Genomic DNA, 18,546 nt, shown 5'->3' on the forward strand with positions numbered 1-18,546 from the left:
TACTTACTCCAGACTCGCGCCGTAGCCAAAACTGGCGGCAGGCTTGGCGGCGGTTTCGACCCAGACGCTTTTCACTTCGCTGTACTCGCGCAGCGCATCCAGACCCGAAGAACGGCCATAACCACTTTCACCATAGCCGCCAAACGGCGAGCTGACGTGGATAGTCTTGTAGCCGTTGACCCAGAACGTCCCGGCACGCACCTGTCTGGCAACGCGATGGGCGCGCCCGACATCACGGGTCCAGACGCCACCGGCCAGGCCAAAACGGCTGTCGTTGGCGATGCGGATCGCGTCTTCTTCATCCTTGAACGGAATCGCTACCACCACCGGGCCGAAGATTTCTTCCTGCGCACAATGCAGCTCGTTGGTGCCCGCCAACACCGTCGGGTTGACGTAATAACCCGGCTTGTTCGGGATCGGATCAGCCTGCTCGCCAATCAGTCTTGCGCCGTCTTTCAATGCGCGCTCGACCATGCTCTTCACGTGGTTGTACTGCTTGGCATTGTTGATCGGGCCGATCTGGGTGTCCGGGTCGCCGGGGTCGCCGACCTTGAACTGAGTCGCCGCCACCGCCAGCGCTTTGGTGAACTTCTCGAAAATCGATTCCTGCACCAGCAGCCGTGAGCCGGAGACACAACTTTGCCCGGCACCGGAGAAAATCGCCGTCTGAGCGCCACGCAAGGCCACTTCCAGATCCGCATCGTCGAATACGATGTTGGCTGACTTGCCACCCAGCTCCAGCACCGCGGGAATACAGCGCTGCGCCGCAGCCACGGCGATATGCCGACCGGTCGCTGGCGAGCCGACGAACACCACTTTGCGGAGGTCAGCCTTGGCAATGAACGCCTGGCCGATGGAATGGCCGAAACCGGCAATCACGTTGACCAGCCCTTTCGGTACTCCCGCGCGCTCAATCAGCACACCGACCATTAAAGAGCTCAGCGGCGTCAGTTCCGACGGTTTGAGGATGACTGCGTTACCCGCCGCAATCGCCGGGGCGATCTGCCAGCCGCAGGTGAAGATCGGCGCGTTCCACGGGGTGATCTGCAACACCGTGCCCAGCGGTTCGTAGGTCACGTAGTTGAGGTGGGTGGTCGGCACCGGGATGATTTCGCCATGCAGCTTGTCTGCCCAGCCGGCGTAATACTCGAACATCTCGGCTACCTTGAGCACTTCAACGCGGGCATCGCGGATCGGCTTGTTGGCGGTCAGGGATTCGATCTGCGCAAGATGTTCCAGTTCTTCACGAATCAGATTGCCTACCTGGTACATGGCGCGACCCCGCGCCTGAGCGGTCAGCGCCCACCATTGCTGCTGCGCAGCCTTGGCCGCCTTGTCGGCGATGTCGACCAACGACTCGTCAGCGTCCGGAAAGCTCAGCAACAGGCTGTCGTCATGGGCATTGCGCACTTCAACCGGCGCGCCGTGGCCTTCGATGAACTGGCCGCCGACGTAGCTGGCGATGACACTGCGATCGCCCCAGTAAGGACGCATCAGTTCGAGGATTTTTGCAGTGCTCATCGCTTATTCTCCATGACCGTAAAGTTTGCCATCGGTGCGTTGCACGATGGCGCAGAAGTCTTCGTTGTCCGCAAGGGTTTCGCTGCTGGCCTGCCACAATTGCGCGACGACCCGCGACAGCGGCAGGTCCATGCCCAGGCTGTCCGCCAGATCGCTGGCCAGGCCGACGTCCTTGCGCATCAGGCCCATGGTGAAACCCGAGTCATAGGCCTTGTTGAGTACCCAGGTCGGGAACATCACTTGCGTGGCACCGCTGCGTCCGGAACCGGCATTCAGGCCCTGCAGAAGTTTTTCCGGATCGACACCTGCACGCGCGGCCATCGCCACGGCTTCGGCAGTGCTGATCAGGTGGCAGGCGGCCAGCATGTTGTTGGCGATCTTGGCCACATTGCCTGCGCCGCACTGGCCGACGTGCACGCGTGTGCCGCTCATTCCTTCCAAAATCGGCATGGCGCGCGCAAGATCGGCATCTTCAGCGCCGATGACCATCGACATGGTGCCGGTGGCTGCGCCTTTCGGGCCGCCCGAGACAGGTGCATCGATAAAGGCAATGCCGGTTTTGGCCAGTTCAGCGGCGACCTTACGGCTCATTTCCGGTGTTGATGTGGTGGTATCGACCACGATCAAGCCGTTGCGACCGAACTCGCTGATACCGCCCGCACCGAGACACACCGACTCCACATGCTCGGCCTTGGGCAGCGACAGGATCAGAATATCCACGCCTTGAATCAGTTGTTTGCGGTCGGCAACCGGCTTGACGCCTTTGCTTTCAGCCTGGGCCAGCGCAGCCTGCGACAGGTCGAAGCCGCTGACATCAAAGCCCTTGCCCGCCAGCGTGGCAGCCATGCCGCCGCCCATGTTGCCCAATCCGATCACACCTGCTTTCAAAGTCATGTCTGCATCCCGGTCAAAGGTTTTGTACGAATTCGAGAACGACGCTGCGAGCCTTTTCGGCGAGCAATGTGCTGATGATCCGAGTATGGACAGCGTTCTCACCTCTCAGCAATAATCCTCAAATCGAATTTATGTTGCCTTTAGCGCAACACAGAGCCTCTACAGGAGCCTTATGAGCCTGGTGCAAGATCGACGCATCCTGTATTTCTTCGAAGCCGTGCGGCTGGGCAGCGTCAGGGCTGCCGCCGACTTCCTCAACGTCGCGCCCTCGGCGGTCAGCCGCCAGATCGCGCAACTGGAACAGGAGCTCGGCTCGCCATTGCTCGAGCGCCATCGCCGAGGGGTCAAACCCACTGAAGCAGGCGACAAGGTGCTGGCCTACTACCGCCAGCGACTGACGCAGCAGGAGGTCCTGCTGGATTCGATTCAGGCGCTGAAAGGCCTGCACAGCGGCTCGGTGACATTGGTGTCCGGAGAAGGTTTTCTTGAAAGCCTCGCGCAGCCGCTGGCCCGGTTTTCCGAGCTGTACCCGCGCATCGAACTGCTCGTGAACGTTTGTGGTAGCAACGAGGTGATTCGCCAGGTGGTGGAGGACGAAGCGCATATCGGCCTGGTCTTCAACCCCGCTGCCGACCCGAAAATCCGCTCTCACGCCCATCAGCGCAAGCCAGTGTGCGTGATCACCGCACCCGATCATCCGCTGACGCAAGAGCAGGCTCCGATAGAGCTGCGGGCACTGGAACACTACCGTGTCGCGCTGCCTGCTGTGTCTTACGGCATTCGCCAGATTCTTCTGCAGGCCGAACATCAACTGGGTATTACAGTGCAGCCGACACTGACCTGCAGCACCTTCGCCATGCTCAAGCATTTCGCCATGCAGGGTGGCGTCACGCTGTTGCCGACCTTTGTTGTGGAGGAGGAGATAAAGGCCGGAAAACTGCGCGCCCTGCCCTTGCAGCATGAGGTGTTCAGCAGCCCGCAGACGCATTTGATCAGCCGTCTGGGTCGGCAGCTCAGCGTCGGTGCCAACCGCCTGATGGGCATGCTGTTGCAGGACATGACGGCGTTTCGCAATTGACCTACCGTTAGTCCCGCTTCGACCAATCGCGCTGAACCAACAAAATCCTCATGGTTCATCTTCAGTACGGATCAGAACTTCTGCCGCCATCGAGGATTAATCATGAGAGCTTTGACTTACCACGGCGCGAACAGTGTGAAGGTCGACACAGTGCCAGACCCGGAAATACAAGAAGCTGACGACATCATTTTGAAAGCCACCGCGACCGCAATCTGCGGCTCTGATCTGCACTTGTATCGCGGCAAGATACCCACGGTGGAACACGGCGACATATTCGGCCATGAGTTCATGGGCATTGTGGAAGAGACTGGCCCGGCGGTCACCGCTGTGCAGAAAGGTGATCGCGTAGTGATCCCTTTTGTGATTGCTTGCGGCAGCTGCTTTTTCTGCAACATCGACCTGTTCGCAGCCTGTGAAACCACCAACACCGGGCGCGGCGCGATCATCAACAAAAAGTCCATTCCGCCAGGGGCAGCACTGTTCGGTTTCAGTCATCTGTATGGCGGCATTCCCGGCGGTCAGGCTGAGTACGTGCGCGTGCCAAAGGCCAATGTCGGCCCGTTCAAAGTGCCGGGCACACTGGCTGACGAGAAGGTTCTGTTCCTTTCCGACATCTTGCCCACTGCCTGGCAGGCGGTAACCAATGCGGGCATCGGCCAGGGTTCGAGCGTTGCCATCTATGGCGCTGGTCCGGTGGGTCTGATGAGCGCCGCATGCGCGAGAATGCTCGGCGCCGAGAAGATATTCATGGTCGATCACCACCCGTATCGCCTGGCCTACGCGCAGAAAACCTATGGTGTGATCCCGATCAATTTCGATGACGACGATGACCCGGCCGATACCATCATTCGTCAGACAGCTGGCATGCGCGGCGTGGACGGTGTGGTCGATGCAGTCGGTTTCGAAGCCAAGGGCAGCACCACCGAAACCATTCTGGCCACGCTGAAACTGGAAGGCAGCAGTGGCAAGGCATTGCGTCAGTGCATCGCAGCGGTAAGGCGTGGCGGCGTAGTGAGCGTACCGGGCGTTTACGCAGGGTTTATCCACGGTTTCATGTTCGGCGATGCGTTCGACAAGGGCCTGACGTTCAAGATGGGCCAGACCCATGTCCATCGCTTCATGCCTGAACTGCTCGAGCACATCGAAGCGGGACGACTCGAACCGGAAGCCATCATCACCCACCGCATGTCGCTGGAAGATGCTGCGAAAGGTTACAAGCTGTTCGACAAGAAGGAAGAGGATTGCCGCAAGGTGATTCTGACTCCGGGCAACAACACCATTGTGGTGCCAGACGCCACGACAGAAGCGCTGGTTGCGGGTGGCGTGCCGGCCATGTAAGGCGCACCCTTGGTGCTCAAGATCGGACGCAGAGCGTCCAGAAGTGCGCTAACACGCGGCGCGTGGGAGCGATCGCCACACGCTCCGTCGATAGAGAATGCGGAGCGTCCAGAAGATAGTGGTCGTTGAGACTATCGTTCCCTACGCTCCAGCGTGGGGCGCCGTTCTGGACGCTCTGCGTCCGATCTTTGTGCCGCGGAGCATCACCCAAAGCGTGTGTCAGTGCATTTGCGGACGCACATTTTATCGGCTCAGGTAGGCAAATCGCCCTTTGAACGGTTTGCCGATGGGGTCGGCCAGGTCGCCGTGTTTGCTGGTACTCAGCCCAAGGTCCACCAGCGACTCTGCCAGTTTCACCGCCGCCGCCACGCCGTCGATCACCGGCAGACCAATCGCTTCACTCAATTGCCGACCCAGATCGGCCATCCCGCCGCAGCCCAGCACAATGGCACCTGCCCCCTCTTCATCACGTGCCCGGCGAGCCTGTTCGGCCATGCACTCGATCAGCTCAGGCCCGCTCTCTTCCAGCGCCAGCACCGGTAGATCGATACAACGTACCGAGGTGCACAGTTCGCTGAAGCCATAGCGCTGCAACAGGTGCTCGGCGATGATCCGCGTTCGGGTCAGCGTGGTGACCACTGCGAAGCGGGTGGAAATCAGACTGGCCATATGGAAAGCCGCTTCGGCAATGCCGATAACAGGTGCGCTGGCGTACTCGCGGGCTGCCAGCAGGCCAGGATCGCCGAAACAGGCGATGATGTGCGCGTCGACCTGTTGCTCACGGCCTTTGCGTATCTCTTCCAGCACGCCAAGGGTCGCTATCGCTTCGTCAAAATGGCCTTCGATAGACACCGGGCCATCATCGGGACTGCACGCAAGAATCTGCGTACCGGGGCGTGCAATGGCTTGCGCCGCGAGGCCAATCTTGTGGGTCATGGCTTCGCTGGTGTTGGGGTTGATCACTTGAATACGCACCGGAACTCCTTCAGCGCCGTTTGAAAATGCTATGAAAATCTACTGTCTCGCTCACCGGTGCATCTACATTCAGGCTGGCGCGGATACGGCGCAGATGCTCGGCCATCCACTCGCGGGCCTGTTCGCCCTGCCCGGCTTCGAGCAAGGTCAGCAAGTCAACGTGCTGACCACAATCACAGCTGACGCTGCGCCGCGAACCGTACACCGCCACGATCAGCGAAGAACGCGTAGCGAGCTGCGCGACTTGCTCGGTCAATACCTGATTGCCCGCCAACGCGCTCAATTGCACATGAAATCTGGCCGACAACTGAATAGCTTCGCTGTGACGCCCGGCGTGTTGCGCCTCATGTTCCTGTTCACAGAGCGCACGCAGTGATTCCAGACGCTGACCGCCTGCCCGTGCGGCGATATCGGCCATCAGCGCGGGTTCGATCAACTGCCTGGCACCCAGCACATCCTGCGCTTCCTGCGCCGACGGTTGCGCGACCTCTGCGCCGCGCTTGGGACGCAAGGTCACCAGCCGTTCCAGGGCCAGGCGCTGCAAGACCTTGCGAATGCCGGTCCGGCTGATCTCGAACACTTCAGCCAATGCGTCCTCGGGCAAACGCGTGCCTGGCGCAAGCCGGTGCTCGACGATTGCTTCCAGTACGTGCTGATAAATTTGCTCGTCGCGGCCTTTTTCATCGGCAGCGGGCGTCAGGAACAAGGGAGCGCTGGCAGGTCGAGTCATGGTTTCAGATCACTTTTTCGGTACAGATCGTATACAGGAATAGTGCCCGATGTACCACTTGATGAATAGCGCTATCTAAGCCGCCAAGCAACGCCTATGGGCTGGGCAGCCTGCAAAATCGCACCGAAAATGGGCCATTGCGCTCCGTTAGTGTGCGCTTTAAGCGCTATGACGGACGTGCCCACTGTGCTGACTTTTCTGGACTGGAACGCCAGCTGGCATAGCGCGCATTGACTTTTTGCCTATGAAAAAACGTATGGCACATCTTTTGCGTACAGGATCGTATACAAAAATATCATCGATCGTACCCCGATCCCGCCACGATCCATCGAGGGAGTAACGCTATGACAGACCAACGCCCGGCCGGATACAGCCCGCGCCTGCACAACCATGATCTGGGGCCGGTGCAGCAGAAGTGGACCTGGTACAACATTCTGGCGTTCTGGATGAGCGACGTGCACAGCGTCGGCGGTTACGTTTTCGCCGCCAGCCTCTTCGCGCTCGGCCTGGCCAGCTGGCAAGTGTTGATTGCGCTGCTGGTGGGCATCTGCATCATTCAGGTGATTGCCAATCTGGTCGCCAAACCCAGCCAGCAAGCCGCCGTGCCCTACCCGGTCATCTGCCGCCTGGCCTTCGGGGTATTCGGTGCCAACATTCCTGCAATCATCCGCGGGCTGATTGCAGTGGCGTGGTACGGCATTCAAACCTATCTGGCGTCCAGCGCACTGGTGATCGTGGTTTTGCGTTTCTTCCCGGAACTGGCTGCGTATCAGAACCCGACCTTTCTCGGGTTGTCGTGGCTTGGCTGGTTCGGTTTTCTGGCGTTGTGGGTGGTCCAGGCTGCTGTATTCTGGACCGGCATGGAATCGATCAAGCGCTTCATCGACTGGGCCGGTCCTGCCGTTTACGCGGTGATGTTCGCGCTGGCAGGCTGGATTGTCTGGCGCGCCGGTTGGGATAACATCAGTTTCACCCTGGCTGAAAAAGAGTTATCCGGCTGGGCGGCGTTCGGGCAGGTGGTCATGGCCATCGCGCTGGTGGTCTCATACTTCTCCGGCCCGACGCTGAACTTCGGTGATTTCAGCCGCTATTGCCGCAGCATGGCCGACGTGCGCCGCGGCAATTTCTGGGGCTTGCCGGTGAACTTTCTGGCGTTCTCGCTGGTGACGGTGGTGATTGTCTCGGGCACGCTGCCGATTTTCGGTGAAATGATCCACGACCCTATTGCCACCGTAGCGCGTATCGATAACACCACCGCCGTGCTGCTCGGCGCATTTACTTTCGTGACCGCCACTGTCGGCATCAACATCGTCGCCAACTTCGTTTCCCCGGCCTTCGACTTTGCCAACGTGGCCCCCAGCCGCATCAGCTGGCGTGCAGGCGGCATGATTGCTGCCGTAGCTTCGATCTTTATCACGCCCTGGAACCTGTTCAACAACCCTGAAGTGATCCATTACACCCTGGACGTGCTCGCGGCCTGCATCGGCCCACTGTTCGGCATCCTGCTGGTGGATTACTACCTGATCAAGAAGCAGCAGATTGATGTCGACGCCCTGTTCAATGACACGCCAAGCGGTCGTTACTGGTACACCAATGGCGTGAACTGGATTGCGGTCAAAGCGCTAGTGCTGACGGCGCTGGTGGGCCTGTGCTTTACCTTTGTCGAGTGGTTCAAGCCCATTGCCAACTTTGCGTGGTTCACCGGGTGCATCCTGGGTGGCGCGCTGTTTTATGTGATGACCCGCTGGTCGCCCGTGCAGACTGCCAACCTGCCTGCGCCTGTCGGCCAGAACTAAGAGCTACTGCAGAGGCGCTGGCACCTGACCGGGACCAGCGCCTGCACGTTACACAAACACCGGTCGCCTCGCGAAATCAGCGCTTTCAGCTGGCTCGGCAAGCCCGATATGACCTGAAAGCACTGCCCAGACTGCCTCCGTAGAAAATACTGCACTTATCAGATGATATTAATTTAATATCACTCTCAGACCAAACCCATGGAATGATGGAGTGTCACTGATCGCCTGTAAGGCCTGGGGCACAAAATAGAATAAAATTTGTACAACTTTCAGGCCGCTGCGCTGCCCTATGACTGAGTCTTTGTGAACCAGGCGTTCAAGTGGGTCGATAGTGATGAGCAATGATGTTTCCGGCGGCATGCCATTCGCCCCCCAGCCACTCCCGCCTTCAGAGCAGGAAGCGGTCGAGCAGCTACAACTCGCCCTTGATTCAGGGGCAGTTGTCGGCACTTGGGTGTGGGACATCATTGCCGATCAGTTGACCGGCGATGAGCGTTTTGCCCGGACCTTCGGCTTGTGCCCGAAGCTGTGCGCCAAAGGCTTGCCACTGGAGCTGGTGATAGCTTCCATTCATCCCGACGATTCGGCCAGAGTCGACAAGTCAATCGAGGACGCGCTTCAGAACAGCGAAACCTACCGATGCGAATACCGGGTTCTGCATGAAGACGGCCTTTATCGCTGGGTTGAAGCCAGCGGAAAAATCGAGCGTGATAGTCGCGGCAAGCCTGTTCGCAGTCCGGGCGTATTGCTTGATATAGACAGCCGTCGCATGGCTGAAGACGAGCGCGACCGGCTCAACGAGTTGCTGAGGATATTCACGGCTGCCGTTCCGGGCGTTGTCTACGCCAAGGATCTCGAAGGTCGCATGCTGGTCGCCAATCGTGGCACCGCTGAACTGATCGGCAAGCCGCCCGAGTTTTTCATCGGCAAGACGGACCTGGAGTTTCTGGATGATCAGCAACAGGCACGGGTGCTCATGGAAACCGACCGGCGGATCATGCAGAACAATGTCAGCGAACAGATCGAAGAACAGGTCAACCTGCCTGACGGCTCTGCAGCGACGTGGCTCTCGACCAAAGCGCCCTTGCTCGATGAAAACGGCGAGGTGATCGGTCTGATCGGCTCATCTGTTGATGTCACCGCCAGAAAAAAAGCCGAAGAAGCGGTCAGAGAACTCAATCAGACACTCGAACAGCGCATCGAACAAGCCGTTTTCGAACGTGAGCAGATCGAAGACGCCCTGCGCCATTCCCAGAAGATGGACGCCGTCGGACAACTGACAGGCGGCATCGCACATGACTTCAACAACCTGCTGGCCGGCATTTCCGGCAGCCTTGAACTGATCACCAAACGACTGGCTCAAGGCCGTGTCGGTGATGTAGACCGGTACGTGTCGGTCGCTCAGGGCGCAGTACGGCGCGCGGCTTCGCTGACTCACCGGCTGCTGGCGTTTTCGCGGCGTCAGAACCTGTCCCCGAGAGTCACCAACGTCAACGTGTTGATTCAGGACATGGAAGAACTTATTGCACGCACGGTCGGCCCGGAGATAGATATAAAAGTCGTCGCCCACGATGACTTGTGGCCTGCACTGATCGATCATGCCCAGTTGGAAAGTTCGCTGCTGAACCTGTGCCTGAACGCCCGTGACGCAATGCCCAGTGGCGGGCGCATCGTCATCGAAACAGCCAATGCGTCCATTGAAGAATGTACCGACCCTGACCACGGCATTCCTGCCGGCGAGCACTTGAGCATCCGCGTCACAGATACTGGCATGGGGATGAGCCCGGACACCGTCGCCAAGGCGTTTGAACCGTTCTTCACCACCAAACCCATTGGCGCCGGGACCGGCCTGGGCCTGTCGATGGTCTACGGTTTTGTGCGCCAGTCCGGCGGTCAGATCCGCGTCGAGTCGGTTGAAGGTCATGGCACCAGCGTAGTCATGCACCTGCCACGGCATATTGCTGAAAATGCTCCACGCGCTGCCGAGCCCGAAATAACCGAAGAGCCAGCGCAGCACACCGGCGAAACCGTTCTGATCGTTGATGACGAGCCGTCGGTCAGAATGCTTGTCGCCGAGGTGATCACCGGCCTGGGCTACAACTGCCTGGAAGCAGGCGACGCTCAGTCAGGTTTGCAGATCCTGCAGTCAGATACCCGCATCGACCTGCTCATCAGTGACATCGGTTTGCCGGGCGGCATGAACGGCCGGGAAATGGCTGACGCTGCGGGCGACTGCCGACCGGGGCTGCCGACCCTGTTCATCACTGGCTACGCCAAGACTTCAGTGCTGGACGACTGCCACCTGCGGCCCTGCACACAAGTTTTGACCAAACCGTTCGGGCTGGATGCTCTCGCCGGGCGAGTGACAGGCCTGATCGGCGCGGATGCAGCCACTCGCTGCTATTGATAGCGTGCACCCTACGACACCCGATGGCCGGTATTTTGTGGTCAAGGGACAACTCTGGCGATGTTCCAATCCGTCCCTGAGCGAAGAGGTTCGTCAGCGACTAGTGAATGAGTTGATGGCTGCCCGGCGCGAAGTCAAGGCAGCCAAGGCAAGCGCGGATTCAGATGCACTGAAAGCCGCCCGGACCGGGGTTCACCAGGCCAAGGTTGCACTTGGGGAGCGCGGCGACGTCTGGTGGACTGACGGGGCGAGGGATTTCAATCGGTGCAATGTGGAAAACACGCCATATGCGCAGTGGTATGAAGTGTCAGAAGCACAACGATCGACTAAGTAAACGCCTTCGATACAGCGGCAAACCTCATTCATTACTATTCACCGCCCCGCTTGATCATCGGATTAGGCCTCGCCTTGCCCCTGAGGCGCTGTGATAGACGCTCCGCGAAGCATTTATATGATAACCAGCATTTATTAATCGGCGCGCCCGCCGATAAACCGCTATTGCTTTTGCTGTACTTCACATCTCGGCACTCCCCCTCTAAAGGCCCTTATCGGCATGACAAAATCGCTAAAATTCAGCCATAAAATCCTGTTGGCGGCGTCTCTCGTAGTGATCGCCGCATTCACCCTGTTCACGTTTTACAACGACTATCTGCAACGCAACGCCCTGCGCCTGCAATTGAAGGAGAACCTGAATCAGACGGGTGACAGCACCGCAGGCAACATCCGCAACTGGCTTTCAGGGCGAATTCTTCTGGTAGAGAACCTGGCGGAAAATGCGTCTTCGCCGCAATCAACCGACGCGCAGAATCTTGCCCTCGGCCAACCCACGCTTATCGCCACCTTCATGAGTATTTACCAGGGTAAGAGCGATGGTTCTTTCGTCACTCAGCCGCCTGATGACATGCCGGCCGACTATGACCCCAGGACCCGGCCGTGGTATGTCGATGCCGTGCGCGCAGGCAAGACGATCCTCACCGAACCGTATCTGGATGCTGTGACCAAAGGGTTGATCGTGACTCTTGCCACACCGGTCAAAAGTGCATCGGGTGTATCCGGGGTCATTGGCGGTGATCTGAGCCTGGAAATACTGGTGAAAATGATCAGCTCGCTGCGCCTTCATGGCGACGGCTACGCGTTTCTGGTCGATGCGAATGGCCGCATTCTGGTCCACCCGGACACTTCGCTGGTAATGAAAACGCTGGCAGAAGTCTACCCGGCGAATACGCCGAAATTGTCCCAGAACCTGAGCGAAAGCGAGCATGCCGGAAAAGCTCAGATTCTTACGTTTGCCCATGTAGACGGGCTGCCTTCCGTCAACTGGTATGTGGGCGTGGCGATGGACAAAGAGATCGCCTATGCAGCACTGGGCGAGTTCAGAAACTCGGCCATCGTGGCGACTGTCATTGCGGTGGTGCTGATAATCCTTCTGCTGGGAATGCTTCTGAGCGTACTGATGCGGCCGCTCAACCTGATGGGCCGCGCCATGCACGATATCGCTGCCGGCGAAGGTGATCTGACCAAACGCTTGACGATTCAGAGCGAAGACGAGTTCGGGTATCTGGGCAACGGCTTCAACCTCTTTGTAGAACGAATCCACGACTCGATGCGTGAAGTAGCCTCCTCCACGGTACAGCTCAATGAAGTTGCCCAGCGGGTAGTGAATGCCTCCAACTCGTCGATGCTCAATTCCGATCAGCAGTCCAACCGTACCAACAGCGTGGCCGCAGCCATCAATGAGCTGGGCGCTGCAACCCAGGAGATTGCCCAGAACGCCGCGCGCGCCTCTGGCCATTCAAGCGATGCACGCACGCTGGCCTCGGACGGTCAGGACGTGGTCGGGCAGAACATCGCGGCCATGAGCCGCCTGTCAAAGCGCATCAGCAACGCAAGTGAACAGATTGAAACGCTCAATACAAAAACCGCCAACATCGGCCAGATACTGGAAGTGATTACCGGCATCTCTCAACAGACCAACCTGCTGGCCCTTAACGCAGCCATCGAGGCGGCACGCGCGGGTGAAGCCGGCCGAGGTTTTGCCGTGGTGGCCGACGAAGTACGCAGCCTGGCCCACCGAACGCAAGAATCGGCGAGCCTGATCGAGCAGCTGCAATCGGGCGCTCGCGAGGCTGTTGCGCTCATGAACGAAAGCCAGCGTGAAAGTGTTGAAACGGTCGGCATTGCCAACAAGGCCGTTGCAAGCCTTGAACACGTTACCGAACGCATTGGCGAAATCGACGGCATGAACCATTCGGTTGCCACGGCGACCGAAGAACAAACTGCCGTTGTGGAAGCGATCAATGTGGATATCACAGAGATCAATACCCTGAACCAGCAAGGCGTGGAGAACTTGAACGCTACCCTGCGCGCCTGCACTGACCTTGAACAGCAATCCACCCGCTTGACTCAGCTGGTGGGTAGCTTCCGTATATAACGCTCAAGCCGCTGCCAGAGAATTTCTGGCAGCGGCTCTACATCCCGACTGCCAGGAAGCACGCGCAACTAAGGCAACTGCTGTTCAATCACCACCAGCCACCCCATGCCGGGATAAGTCTCAAAGCCCGGGGTCATTGAATACCCTTGAATGCTGTTGTTGGGCAGTGTGCTGTAACCGGTGGCCTGCCCCGCCCTGGTCTGCAAGTCGATACTGTGGCCCAACGGGCTTTGGGGGTCGGAACTGGCAATTATCCTGTGGCTGGCATCGACCATCATCACTCGGGTGCGGATGCGCTCTTCATCACTCAGACGCACGCCATTGATCACCGAGTCCGACTGATTCTTCCAGTCAAAGAAAATCCCGATGACGCCGATCACAGGTGAGTGTTTGCCGGCGTTACTGCGCACGGCTGCACTGAACGCACAGGTTTGCGAGCCGTTGAGCAAGGGCTCCACAGCGACTTCACCGGCAAAGTATTGATCGCCAGACGAGTGCCGCACCGCCTGCTTGAACCAAGTCGCCTCATTTACATTCGCACCGATAACCTTGTCGAAGGTATCGGGCCGACCGGACGCAATCACGCAGCCGGTTGTATTAGCAACCCAGATGTCCAGGTACACCGTATAACTGTCCAGAATGACGCCGAGGCGCTCACTGGAGTGTGCGCGACTCTGCGCAGTTGGGGTCATCAGTACATCAACCAGCGATGCATCGGTCGCCCACCAGCGAACATCGCACGTGCGCTCGTACAAATTGCGATCAATGATTTCGATCAGGTTCAGTGCGAGGTCTGCCAGCCGTTGTCCTCGCACATCAAAACACATGCCCTTACCAAGTTCGGTCAGTTCATTGACCGACGCTTGCAGGTCTTGAGTCAGACCGCTGGCAATCTTTGAAATCTGCTCGGAGATATTCTTCACCTCCTCGGCCACCACCGCAAAACCCCGACCGGCTTTACCTGCATGCGCCGCTTCGATCAGCGCGTTTATTGCCAGCAATCGAGTCTGGCGGGTGATCAGTTGTATATCGCTGACGCCACGAGTTGCCAGAGATTCCACTTCACGGGACAGGGTCACAATTCGTTCGGGTTCGATCATTTTCTTTCTGCTTCAATGAGTTACCGTAGGCGGCAGCCATCGCACAATCGTCGTGCAAAAAACAGAGGGAAAGAAGTTGTCATTCTCAAGGGCGCGGAAGTCTGGGCTTCCTGTTTTTATCGACTGATGTCGTAATGCCCTCAACCCCGCTAATGTAGTTTTGAAGGTCGACAATCTGCAAGCATTGCGCACGGAACGTTTGCACGACGGGTTTAAGAAGCATGTATGCGGAAGGGCTTCGGGCTGAGGGCATGCACTCAACTGTTGACGCTTTCGATCTCAGACTTTGTTGCTTGCACTACAGCCTCGCCCACCTCGGTAAGACCGAAAATAATATGCTGCACATAGGGAAACGAAGCGTCACAGGGCAATACGGCACCTGAAATCAACAGGCCTTCTTTCACAAGAGTATCGATCATCTCCATGAATTCCCCTATTGCCGGAACCGCTGGCTGGAGACGAATCAAACTCAGGTACAGCTGACCAGACGTCATCTTTCCAGGGCGGAAAAAATGGGCGCTGTCAACGATCTCCAGCACGGCCAGCTCATCGGAAAAATGATGATTGCTCACAGTGACCTCCAGCTTCAGGAACCACGACCCGCGTCTCCAGCCAGGTCATGGTTCAATCGGCGTTGGCAAGTGGCTATCCGGCTTCAGAAACTCCATCACTTCAGCAGTAACGGAGGGGTGATCAATCAGCCGGTTATGGCCCAGCCCTTCCGTGGTAAAAAGACGTGCTCCGGGCCATAGCTTTGCGAACCGAGCCCCCTTTTCCCACGGGGTTTCGCGATCTCGGCGGTCATGAATAATAAGCGCTGGACGATCAAGCAACTGCAGTCGCGCAGAAGCGTCGTAATCCGCGAAGCGGCGGCCGCTCAGCGCATGCAAGTATCCTTCAAAAGGTGCGAAAACCTTGTGCGCGATACCAAAAGTTTCAAACTGATGAAGCGCGTTGTCAGCCGGGGCCAGGAACGGCGCAATCAACACAAACCGGTCGGGACGCCACTGCTCTTCCTGAGCGAAAATGATTGACGAAGCGCCCAACGAATGAGCGATCACGGCCGCAGGCTTTCCGAAATGGCGTCCTACCTGCTGAAGCACTTCCACAAACTGCGGCATGTGGCTGATATCGCCAGAGCTTAATCCATGGGCAGGCTGATCAAAACCAACCACCGCATAGCCCATCGATCGTAACAACGGCACCCAGCCGACAAAACGCATCGCGTAGCTTGACCACCCATGGGAGAACAACACATAAGGTTGACTGGAAGGATCTCCCCACACGTAGGTGCAGATCTTGAACCCGTTCAGTTCCAGAGTACCCGTTTGCACATCCGCCGATGCGCTCAGCGCAGCCGCAGCCTCGGCACGTCCTGCGGCCTGGGGTGTCACGAAACGTCGGGCAAGGTATCTTCCGGTGGGGCCAGGTAGAATACGGCTGGCAAGCATGAAGGTGCCCCGCAGCGTCAATAATCGAAGCCTGTTGGTAAGTTTGCTCATCGGTATTCTCCGCACCAGCCATAATACCTGGAGCAATTAGAGCAGCCTATCTTGTCACTGACAAGATAGGCTGTACGATGGCTGTATAACTTTTATTTCATGACAGGGAGCTTCGTATGTCGACCTCAGATACCCCGCGTACTTACCACCATGGCAACTTGCCGACCGTCTTGCGGCAGGCGGCCTGGGACATCGTGGGGGAAGCAGGCATGCGAGGACTCTCACTGCGTGAATGCGCAAGACGGGCGAACGTTTCACACGCCGCACCTGCGCACCATTTCGGCTCTCTGGAAAACCTGATGGCAGAGGTGGTGGCCGATGGTTATGAACGGATGGTCGACGCTATCCGTGCCGCGCAGCGGGACCTTGGCGACTGTGTACTGGGCTGTGGGATAGGCTATGTCAATTTCGCTAAAAACTACCCACAGCACTTCCGGTTGATGTTCGGAATGGGCGGGGTCAACCGCACATTACCCAGGTTGCTCACTTCAGGCGAAGCCACGCTGCAACTGCTTCGTCAGTCGATACGTACAGCATGGGTCGCAAAAAACGGTGCCGAACCAGACTCGACAGTGCTTGAGCAACGCACCTTCCTCGCCTGGAGCACTGCGCATGGGTATGCCTCATTGGCGATCGACAGAAAGCCGGACGAACTCTCTGTGGCCTCGGCCGAATCGATACTCAAACCGATGGCGTCTTTTTTGCTTACACCATAGCGCTCCGCGCCCCGCAAAAGCGCCCGTGCCTATATGCCCACTTCGCCCTCTGAAACGCCCTCTGCGCCGCATCTCCCGAGCGGCCAAAGCGCCTGCGCGCGAGATTTCTCTTCGCCCCTCTCGCCTATGAATGCAGGCGCACACGACCTCGCCATATTTTGATGTCGACCAACATCAATAAGTTGACATTTTAGATTTTGATCGTAATCATAACGCCAAGGATCAATTGGCAGGGCCCTTCTGCGTCAGCGTCGAAGGCCCTGCCGGGTGACCGACAATCGCAGGCGCAAACGCCTGGCTGCCCTTATTGCATTACTTGTCAGGACATCACCAATGACTACTCTCTCCACTGTTCTCATCACTGGCGCTTCCAGCGGTATTGGTGCCATTTATGCTGAGCGATTTACCCGTCGTGGCCACAACCTGGTGCTTGTCGCACGTGACAAGCTACGCCTCGATGCTCTGGCAGCAAGGCTGAGTGAAGAAAACGACGTATCTGTCGAAGTGCTTCAGGCCGACCTGACCAACTCTGACGACCTCACAGCGCTTGAAACTCGCCTGCGCGACGATGCCCGGATCGGCGTCCTTATCAATAACGCAGGTATTGCTCAGTCCGGCGGATTCATTGAGCAGAGCGCTGAGGCTATTGAAAAGCTTGTCGCCCTCAACATTGTTGCGCTGACGCGACTCGCTGCCGCAGTGGCCCCTCGCTTCGCGCAGTCCGGTACCGGTTCAATCGTCAACCTCGGGTCGGTGGTGGGCTTGGCGCCAGAGCTCGGTATGACCGTTTACGGTGCCACCAAGGCTTATGTGCTGTTCCTGTCTCAAGGCTTGAACCTGGAACTGGCACCCAAGGGCGTGTACATCCAGGCGGTCCTGCCGGCAGCTACCCGCACCGAAATCTGGGAGCGCGCCGGGATCGACCTCAACACCCTCCCCGAGGTGATGGACGTCGAAGAACTGGTCGATGCAGCGCTGGTGGGCTTCGATCGTCGCGAACTGGTGACCATTCCGCCACTGCACGTTGCAGGTCGATGGGACGCGCTTGATGGCGCGCGGCAAGGGTTGCTGTCGGACATTCGACAGGCGAACGCCGCAGAGCGCTATCTGACCAAAGCCTGAAACCAGGGTACCCATCATGAGTAGCTCAAATCTGCAGACTCATTCGGCGCAGTCGTTTGTCCAGGCGCCTAATAAAATCGCAACAGTCGCAGGCATTGCCTTCGCCTATCGCGAGTCAGGTTTGCGTGGTGGCGTGCCGCTTTTGTTGCTCAACTACTGGGGCGCGGTACTGGACGATTTCGACCCGCGCATTGTTGATGGTCTTGCTACCAGGCATCACATTATCGCCATCGACTATCGCGGGGCTGGTTTATCGACCGGCACCGCGCCGCTGACGATAGGCGAGATGGCTCGCGACACCCTCGAGCTGGTGCGGGCAATGGGCTACAGACAAGTGGATCTGATTGGCTTTTCAATGGGCGGTTTCGTGGCCCAGGACCTGGCATTGAAAGCACCCGATCTGGTACGCAAAGTTATTCTGGCAGGCACCGGACCGGCAGGCGGACACGGTATCGAGCGCATAGGTGCGCTGTCCTGGCCACTTATTCTCAAAGGCTTGCTGAGGCTGCGAGACCCCAAGGTCTATATGTTTTTCACCTCCACACTAAATGGCCGACGCGCTGCCAGAAGCTATCTGAGCAGGGTGAAGGAACGTACGGTCGACCGCGACAAGCCGCCAACGCCTCGCTTGCTGCTTCGCCAACTCAAAGCAATCAAAGCCTGGGGCAAACAACCCGCGCAGGATCTTGCACGCCTGCGGGTGCCTGTACTTATCGTCGTCGGGGACAGCGACGTCATGGTCGCAAGCGAGTTGAGTCGCGATATGAGCCAACGTCTCCCGCAGGCGCAACTGGTGGTTTATCAAGACGCAGGCCACGGTTGCGTCTTTCAGTATCACGCCGACTTCGTCTCAACGGCTCTGGAGTTCCTTGCATAAAGCGTTCGAACTTCAACTGCACATCGTTTTTAAAAACAACCCATCACTGTCAGACGACC

16 protein-coding genes are annotated in these 18,546 nt (G+C 58.1%); 9 read left to right on the top strand and 7 right to left on the bottom strand.

Features of this window, described 5'->3' with window-relative positions; translation table 11 throughout:
- Positions 1–3: 3 nt before the first annotated feature.
- Complete coding sequence (locus tag AC4ANK_RS18705; protein ID WP_002554375.1) at positions 4–1,521, bottom strand: aldehyde dehydrogenase family protein; 1,518 nt, start codon at positions 1,519–1,521, stop codon at positions 4–6.
- Positions 1,522–1,524: 3 nt separating this feature from the next.
- Complete coding sequence (locus AC4ANK_RS18710) at positions 1,525–2,415, bottom strand: NAD(P)-dependent oxidoreductase (protein WP_002554376.1); 891 nt, start codon at positions 2,413–2,415, stop codon at positions 1,525–1,527.
- A gap of 172 nt (positions 2,416–2,587) precedes the next feature.
- On the opposite strand from AC4ANK_RS18710, the gene AC4ANK_RS18715 reads away from it, so the two are divergent.
- Both AC4ANK_RS18715 and AC4ANK_RS18720 read left to right on the top strand, forming a co-directional pair.
- Entirely contained in the window at positions 2,588–3,493 is a 906-nt protein-coding gene (locus AC4ANK_RS18715; RefSeq protein WP_002554377.1) for a LysR family transcriptional regulator, read from the top strand.
- A gap of 102 nt (positions 3,494–3,595) precedes the next feature.
- Positions 3,596–4,831: a zinc-dependent alcohol dehydrogenase gene (locus AC4ANK_RS18720; RefSeq protein ID WP_002554378.1), complete on the top strand. Its 1,236-nt coding sequence runs from the start codon at positions 3,596–3,598 to the stop codon at positions 4,829–4,831.
- A 243-nt stretch (positions 4,832–5,074) separates the two neighbouring features.
- Here the strand turns inward: AC4ANK_RS18720 and AC4ANK_RS18725 are convergent, their stop codons facing one another.
- On the bottom strand, positions 5,075–5,806 hold the full coding sequence (locus tag AC4ANK_RS18725) for an aspartate/glutamate racemase family protein (RefSeq protein WP_002554379.1): 732 nt from the start codon (positions 5,804–5,806) through the stop codon (positions 5,075–5,077).
- Between the two features lie 10 nt (positions 5,807–5,816).
- Positions 5,817–6,536: a GntR family transcriptional regulator gene (locus tag AC4ANK_RS18730; protein WP_460384797.1), complete on the bottom strand. Its 720-nt coding sequence runs from the start codon at positions 6,534–6,536 to the stop codon at positions 5,817–5,819.
- A 344-nt stretch (positions 6,537–6,880) separates the two neighbouring features.
- Between AC4ANK_RS18730 and AC4ANK_RS18735 the strand changes: the two genes are divergently transcribed.
- The 4 genes from AC4ANK_RS18735 (at position 6,881) to AC4ANK_RS18750 (ending at position 13,170) form a co-directional block, all read left to right on the top strand.
- On the top strand, positions 6,881–8,332 hold the full coding sequence (locus AC4ANK_RS18735) for an NCS1 family nucleobase:cation symporter-1 (protein ID WP_002554381.1): 1,452 nt from the start codon (positions 6,881–6,883) through the stop codon (positions 8,330–8,332).
- A 334-nt stretch (positions 8,333–8,666) separates the two neighbouring features.
- The gene (locus AC4ANK_RS18740; RefSeq protein ID WP_002554382.1) at positions 8,667–10,739 is read left to right on the top strand and encodes a hybrid sensor histidine kinase/response regulator; all 2,073 of its coding nucleotides are present in this window, start codon (positions 8,667–8,669) and stop codon (positions 10,737–10,739) included.
- 4 nt (positions 10,740–10,743) lie between these two features.
- Complete coding sequence (locus tag AC4ANK_RS18745) at positions 10,744–11,073, top strand: hypothetical protein (protein ID WP_002554383.1); 330 nt, start codon at positions 10,744–10,746, stop codon at positions 11,071–11,073.
- A gap of 219 nt (positions 11,074–11,292) precedes the next feature.
- Positions 11,293–13,170, top strand: coding sequence for a methyl-accepting chemotaxis protein (locus tag AC4ANK_RS18750; RefSeq protein WP_002554384.1), 1,878 nt, complete (start codon positions 11,293–11,295; stop codon positions 13,168–13,170).
- Positions 13,171–13,238: 68 nt separating this feature from the next.
- On the opposite strand, the gene AC4ANK_RS18755 is transcribed toward AC4ANK_RS18750, so the two are convergent.
- The 3 genes from AC4ANK_RS18755 to AC4ANK_RS18765 form a co-directional block, all read right to left on the bottom strand.
- On the bottom strand, positions 13,239–14,270 hold the full coding sequence (locus tag AC4ANK_RS18755; RefSeq protein ID WP_002554385.1) for a methyl-accepting chemotaxis protein: 1,032 nt from the start codon (positions 14,268–14,270) through the stop codon (positions 13,239–13,241).
- 257 nt (positions 14,271–14,527) lie between these two features.
- Entirely contained in the window at positions 14,528–14,842 is a 315-nt protein-coding gene (locus tag AC4ANK_RS18760) for a hypothetical protein (RefSeq protein ID WP_002554386.1), read from the bottom strand.
- Between the two features lie 45 nt (positions 14,843–14,887).
- Positions 14,888–15,772, bottom strand: a complete 885-nt coding sequence (locus AC4ANK_RS18765) for an alpha/beta hydrolase (protein WP_005733776.1) — start codon at positions 15,770–15,772, stop codon at positions 14,888–14,890.
- 116 nt (positions 15,773–15,888) lie between these two features.
- Here AC4ANK_RS18765 and AC4ANK_RS18770 point away from each other — a divergent pair, with 116 nt between their 5' ends.
- The 3 genes from AC4ANK_RS18770 (at position 15,889) to AC4ANK_RS18780 (ending at position 18,487) form a co-directional block, all read left to right on the top strand.
- Positions 15,889–16,488 (top strand): TetR/AcrR family transcriptional regulator, encoded by a 600-nt coding sequence (locus AC4ANK_RS18770; RefSeq protein ID WP_002554388.1) that lies wholly within the window; start codon positions 15,889–15,891, stop codon positions 16,486–16,488.
- 333 nt (positions 16,489–16,821) lie between these two features.
- On the top strand, positions 16,822–17,610 hold the full coding sequence (locus tag AC4ANK_RS18775; RefSeq protein ID WP_031598579.1) for an SDR family NAD(P)-dependent oxidoreductase: 789 nt from the start codon (positions 16,822–16,824) through the stop codon (positions 17,608–17,610).
- Between the two features lie 16 nt (positions 17,611–17,626).
- Positions 17,627–18,487: an alpha/beta fold hydrolase gene (locus AC4ANK_RS18780; RefSeq protein ID WP_002554390.1), complete on the top strand. Its 861-nt coding sequence runs from the start codon at positions 17,627–17,629 to the stop codon at positions 18,485–18,487.
- The last annotated feature ends 59 nt before the right edge of the window (positions 18,488–18,546 follow it).

This window comes from Pseudomonas sp. Pmew2, from assembly GCF_058129885.1.

Excerpts from the sequence above, each read along its gene's own strand:
- AC4ANK_RS18740 (WP_002554382.1), top strand. The coding sequence starts at position 8,667 with ATGAGCAATGATGTTTCCGGCGGCATGCCATTCGCCCCCCAGCCACTC.
- AC4ANK_RS18705 (WP_002554375.1), bottom strand. The coding sequence starts at position 1,521 with ATGAGCACTGCAAAAATCCTCGAACTGATGCGTCCTTACTGGGGCGAT.
- AC4ANK_RS18770 (WP_002554388.1), top strand. The coding sequence starts at position 15,889 with ATGTCGACCTCAGATACCCCGCGTACTTACCACCATGGCAACTTGCCG.
- AC4ANK_RS18710 (WP_002554376.1), bottom strand. The coding sequence starts at position 2,415 with ATGACTTTGAAAGCAGGTGTGATCGGATTGGGCAACATGGGCGGCGGC.
- AC4ANK_RS18775 (WP_031598579.1), top strand. The coding sequence starts at position 16,822 with ATGACTACTCTCTCCACTGTTCTCATCACTGGCGCTTCCAGCGGTATT.
- AC4ANK_RS18715 (WP_002554377.1), top strand. The coding sequence starts at position 2,588 with ATGAGCCTGGTGCAAGATCGACGCATCCTGTATTTCTTCGAAGCCGTG.
- AC4ANK_RS18755 (WP_002554385.1), bottom strand. The coding sequence starts at position 14,270 with ATGATCGAACCCGAACGAATTGTGACCCTGTCCCGTGAAGTGGAATCT.
- AC4ANK_RS18735 (WP_002554381.1), top strand. The coding sequence starts at position 6,881 with ATGACAGACCAACGCCCGGCCGGATACAGCCCGCGCCTGCACAACCAT.
- AC4ANK_RS18720 (WP_002554378.1), top strand. The coding sequence starts at position 3,596 with ATGAGAGCTTTGACTTACCACGGCGCGAACAGTGTGAAGGTCGACACA.
- AC4ANK_RS18750 (WP_002554384.1), top strand. The coding sequence starts at position 11,293 with ATGACAAAATCGCTAAAATTCAGCCATAAAATCCTGTTGGCGGCGTCT.
- AC4ANK_RS18780 (WP_002554390.1), top strand. The coding sequence starts at position 17,627 with ATGAGTAGCTCAAATCTGCAGACTCATTCGGCGCAGTCGTTTGTCCAG.
- AC4ANK_RS18765 (WP_005733776.1), bottom strand. The coding sequence starts at position 15,772 with ATGAGCAAACTTACCAACAGGCTTCGATTATTGACGCTGCGGGGCACC.
- AC4ANK_RS18730 (WP_460384797.1), bottom strand. The coding sequence starts at position 6,536 with ATGACTCGACCTGCCAGCGCTCCCTTGTTCCTGACGCCCGCTGCCGAT.